Origin of the sequence: Piscirickettsia salmonis LF-89 = ATCC VR-1361 (genome assembly GCF_000297215.2) — a bacterium.
GTDB classification, from domain to species: Bacteria; Pseudomonadota; Gammaproteobacteria; order Piscirickettsiales; family Piscirickettsiaceae; genus Piscirickettsia; species Piscirickettsia salmonis.
In genome coordinates, this window is sequence record NZ_AMFF02000074.1 from 15,801 (window position 1) to 20,391 (window position 4,591).

The window sequence follows — 4,591 nt, forward strand, 5'->3', positions numbered from 1 at the left end:
AATAGCTTTTGAAGAGCTTAGGCGATTAAAATGTTTATGGCCTGTGCGTAAGGTGAGTTTTCGAGTATCATGCTCTGGAATAGAAACAACATTTCCCGTAATAACTACGACCTGGTTCAAAACAGAATCATCCAAACACAAGTAATCTTGCCAGAAAATTATTATAATTGCCCATAAGCTGCCAAGACCAAGACAACAAAGCAGTTTGACCTTACGCTTTGATTTTATAAAATAACACAATCCCCCTATACTAAGACTGAGTAATACAGCACCCTGCCAACCTAAAAAAAAGAGGGTGAGAAAGCCAATAACAAATATAAACCCCAGCATAGGACTTCAACTTATCCATGTTTAATTGGTTTAAAAAGAAAATCCCGACACGAGAATCACTTCAAGACCATAAAATTTTAGCTAAACTCTATCACCTACTGCACTATCATTATCTATGGCACTTTAATCGTCACAGCGTTTCTAAAGCCATCGCTATCGGTAGCTTTTTTGCTTTTATTCCTGTTCCGTTTCAAATGATTCCCGCAGCACTCTGTGCCTTAGTGTTTCGAGCAAATGTCGGAATCTCAATTGCAACCGTCTGGATTTCTAACCCAATCACTATTCCCCCGATGGTTTACGCGGCCTATAAGCTAGGTAGCTGGATGATAGGCCATCCTGGGCTTAACATTTCATTAGAGCAACCACATGATATCATTCACTTACTCTCTCAATCATGGCCACCATTTCTACTCGGTTGTATCACACTCAGCATTACTTTTTCACTCATTAATTACATCATTGCTCGGCTATTTTACCGACTTTGGATAATCCACAAATGGCACAAAAATAGAGAAAAGCATAAACAAGCCAACATAACAAAAAAGGAGCGATAGGCTCCTCTTTCTTACACTCGGCTTCTATAATCACACTTAACCCAAATAACCGTCTAACCTACTTTTGACCCTAGGATTAACATAATCATCTAGTTTGGTACTCTCATTAACCTTACGACGCATTGGCTCCAACCAATCACGACAGTACTTTTCAAACTGTATATCCTTAAAGTTACCACTAAGTCCATGATCTCGAGCATATACCCGCTCAATTTTTTCCATTCTAGTAACCTCCCTAAAAGTGCATGTTTAAGTAAGAGGGTTACTCTACTCTAACTAGATTTTTAATTTTTCACAAGCATATATAAATAAATTTCTAATTTTACCTTCATAAAAAACTTTAGATAAAATCAGCCTTATTCAATCATAAAAGACGTAAAGTGTTTATAAACAAGTCAATTTAAAATATAAAAACCAGAAAAAATCTAAAAAAAACCAAAGATCAAATATATTTTTTATTTACTATAACGAATAATTATTATTTTTTCCGATATATTGATAACAAAAATCGATAAAGTGATGAACTAGCGCGGGGATATGTTTTTTCTTATGTATCAACAAATAAAATGCTCTCTCCAACTTACGCTCATACGGCAGCTTAGCTAAACGTTTTTCTCTTAACGCACACTCTACAACATGACGAGAAAGACAGCTCACTCCCACTCCTGTTTCCACTGACTGAGCAATCGCTGTTGAATCACTCAACTCTAAACAAACTTGAGCATAAGTAAGCTCCGGCAACACACGGCGATTAAAAAACTCGCGAGTCCCTGAACCTTGCTCACGCAATACCCAAACGGCATTTGATAAATCACTTGCTTCCACCAAACCCTTATAAGCTAAAGGGTGTGTCGGTGCCACAATAAGAAGCATTTCATCCATACACCATAGCTGGCGTTTGATATCTGCATGCGTCACTTCACCCTCGACAAAAGCACAATCAAATTGATAATCAAGTAATTTTTCTTGTGACCGTCGCGTATTAGAAATTTCAAGACGTAAACGCAATTGCGGATATTTTTGCAAGTATTCGCTCATCAAACCTGCCAACATATAGTTACCAACGGTAGAGCTTGCTCCAACAACCAACTCTCCTTGCACATCACTTTCAAATAGCTGCTCAACTTCTCGTGCTTGCTGCATCAAGCTCACGGCCTTATCTAATAACAGGCGCCCCTCATTCGTCAACTGTAAGTTCTTATGTGCTCGATCAAACAAGGTCTTGCCAAGCTGACGCTCAAGTTCTGCCAATGCCATGCTTACAGCAGATTGAGAAAGATAAAGTGAATTTGCAGCTTGAGTGACGTGACCATGCTGAGAAATAGCTACAAAAATTTCTAATTGCCGCAGTGTAATCTTAACACTCATCTCAAGCTCCTAGAAAATAGCATAAACCTAACATTAGCCAAGTTAACATGCACTATTCTAGAAAACAACTGCTGCCACAATTATCGTTTCACTCAACCCCCTGATAACACTGATTGCTTGAATTTGCTCTTAAAATACTAGCAAACTCACTCTTAACATACCACCTAATAACTAAATTATCTTAACAAACAAATAATTAACACACCTAAATCAAATATTTCATCAATTTAGTATTTACAAAATATCCATATAACATCGTAAGCGTCGCTACCTCGGTAGGTATTTTGCACATCCAATGATGCAAAATCGCCGAGCAAAACGCGACGACTATAAACCCTCGGCTGTCCGCGTCACACAGCGTTACGTGCCTTGAATCGGCACACTCCACTACTGTTCTCACATGACTCTACGGTTCGTATAGATTTTTAGACACTCGTTACGCTTGCTACAGACCTAACGGCCTTTCGCAACTCCGCTCTGCTAAAAACCCGAACCTACCTCGGCCTACTCACCCCGTGCTTAGCACTCCATGGCTCGCAGCGATTGATTATTCGACTATCAAATGGTAATTTAGGCAGCTTTGAGAACACCATATAATTATATTCAGGGAATTAAAGGAATTTTGGGTGGTGATTGTTATGGTATAACTCGAAGCAAGTTAAAAATAATTTAGAGATTTATCCATGCCTCATATCGAAGTCAATTACCCACAATGCAGCGAGAATGATGTCATTAAATTTGGCAGGAACGGCTTCAGGCAATCAGCGTTATAAATGCAAAATACAGGCTGTGATAAAGATAAAAAGTATCTCGCGATTGACCCATGACTTTGCATGCTTTGGAAACGTTCACTTTTTCAAGTAAGATGTGAGATTAAATCAGAGCTAACTCATCTACCTCCTACTGTTAGAACCTATACTTAGCAAGCATAGAAACAACCTCCTTCCTCGAGTTGCCCCAAATAGAATTATACTCTAATATCAACTCAACATTATCTTTATATTCATATTTTAAAGCCACACCTAAATCATATTCCAATTTTTTTGAATTTACTGATTGTACTTGAATGGAGCCTGGAAAATCTACTGAAGAAACATTCATAAAGCTTGGATCATTTAAAACAGAGTATTGAATCTTAAAGCTTGCAGCTGGTGTTATAATGCCAGAATAGGGCTTTATTTCCTTATCAATTGATAACCCAATACCAAAATTCAGCTGATGCCAGGTATCGACTTGAACTGACTGCCCACCTAAATTTAAATAATCTTCTTGATAATCATAGCCCATAACCTGACTATAGTTAACATCGAAAAACAGTTTTAAATCATAATTATTTAAATTTTCAGGATAAAAGCCATATAAAAATCGGTTATTAAATAAAACCGAGTGATTTGAAAATGAAGACTGAAATGAATTTACACTTTTTGACGTATCAGTCCTTTCATTATTAAAATCATTAAAAAAATATGAAAAACTACTATAATAATCTAGATCTTTAAATGACTTTTCAAGAAAAAAAGTAATACCATAAGAATTACTCTTAATCGTAGAGTTAGTCATTTCTGTAGTAAATCTATTTTCACTATAACTAAAAAAAAGACCAAACTTATCTAATGTATTATAATCTATACCAAATGAAACGCCTTTAATCGATTGAGTATACCCATCATAGCCATCAGCAGGGTCCTCTGTCTCATGTGCGGTATATGCATCTATCCAAGGTGAAAACCCTCTATCTACTTTTGCTCCAGTGCTAACCCCAGAAAAAGGTGTACTGAGACTTTTATTATCCGAGCTTCTTTTTGCTGCCAATACTTTATTAATATAAACATTATTAACATTAACCGGAACTGATGTAAGGACCGGTGCTTTTTCCAGAACTCTTTTTGCTATATTTGAATCAGAGCTACTATAAGTATCAGATAAATTATCTATGCCTTTACATACATTCTCTAAGCCATCTCTAGCCGTTCCTTCGATAAAGTCGCATGTACTTTTTACTTTAGATACCAGCACAACACTGCCATTGTTAACCCCTGAGCCAGGTCGAGAAAAAAATTCAATTAGAGGTAGCTGATTTACAGTATTGCCATTATTGTCAATATAAGTTATGTTTCCATTAAAATTAGCTTTTTCCAAATCATCATGATTACTCACAGATGAACCATTTAAAATAGGGTATTCCGTACCACTCTTTATAAGATGACCTGCCCCCACAAGATTAATTGTATAGTTTATATATTTTTCACTCCCCCCAGTATTATCGTAAGCGTCGCTACCTCGGTAGGTATTTTGCACATCCAATGATGCAAAATCGCCGAGCAAAACGCGACGACTAT

Annotated in this window: 5 protein-coding genes; 1 reads left to right on the forward strand and 4 read right to left on the reverse strand. The window is 36.9% G+C overall.

Translation table 11 applies throughout. The annotated features are described in order from the left end of the window. The coding region (locus tag C200_RS15755) for a hypothetical protein (protein WP_016211992.1) at nucleotides 1-330 on the reverse strand (330 nt) is incomplete at its 3' end. 17 nt (nucleotides 331-347) lie between these two features. Here C200_RS15755 and C200_RS07840 point away from each other — a divergent pair. Then, nucleotides 348-884: a DUF2062 domain-containing protein gene (locus C200_RS07840; protein ID WP_016211994.1), complete on the forward strand. Its 537-nt coding sequence runs from the start codon at nucleotides 348-350 to the stop codon at nucleotides 882-884. 36 nt (nucleotides 885-920) lie between these two features. Here C200_RS07840 and C200_RS07845 read toward each other — a convergent pair whose 3' ends face one another. From C200_RS07845 to C200_RS07855, 3 genes are all read right to left on the reverse strand, one after another. Next, nucleotides 921-1,106, reverse strand: coding sequence for a hypothetical protein (locus C200_RS07845; RefSeq protein WP_032126537.1), 186 nt, complete (start codon nucleotides 1,104-1,106; stop codon nucleotides 921-923). Between the two features lie 240 nt (nucleotides 1,107-1,346). Beyond that, entirely contained in the window at nucleotides 1,347-2,252 is a 906-nt protein-coding gene (locus C200_RS07850) for a LysR substrate-binding domain-containing protein (protein WP_016211991.1), read from the reverse strand. A 906-nt stretch (nucleotides 2,253-3,158) separates the two neighbouring features. Further along, nucleotides 3,159-4,591, reverse strand: a 1,433-nt coding sequence (locus tag C200_RS07855; protein WP_155276078.1) for an autotransporter outer membrane beta-barrel domain-containing protein, incomplete at its 5' end; no start/stop codon positions are given.

What these genes read in the sequence shown, in the direction of transcription:
- C200_RS07840 (WP_016211994.1), top strand. Translation starts at nt 348, where the DNA reads ATGTTTAATTGGTTTAAAAAGAAAATCCCGACACGAGAATCACTTCAA.
- C200_RS07845 (WP_032126537.1), bottom strand. Translation starts at nt 1,106, where the DNA reads ATGGAAAAAATTGAGCGGGTATATGCTCGAGATCATGGACTTAGTGGT.
- C200_RS07850 (WP_016211991.1), bottom strand. Translation starts at nt 2,252, where the DNA reads ATGAGTGTTAAGATTACACTGCGGCAATTAGAAATTTTTGTAGCTATT.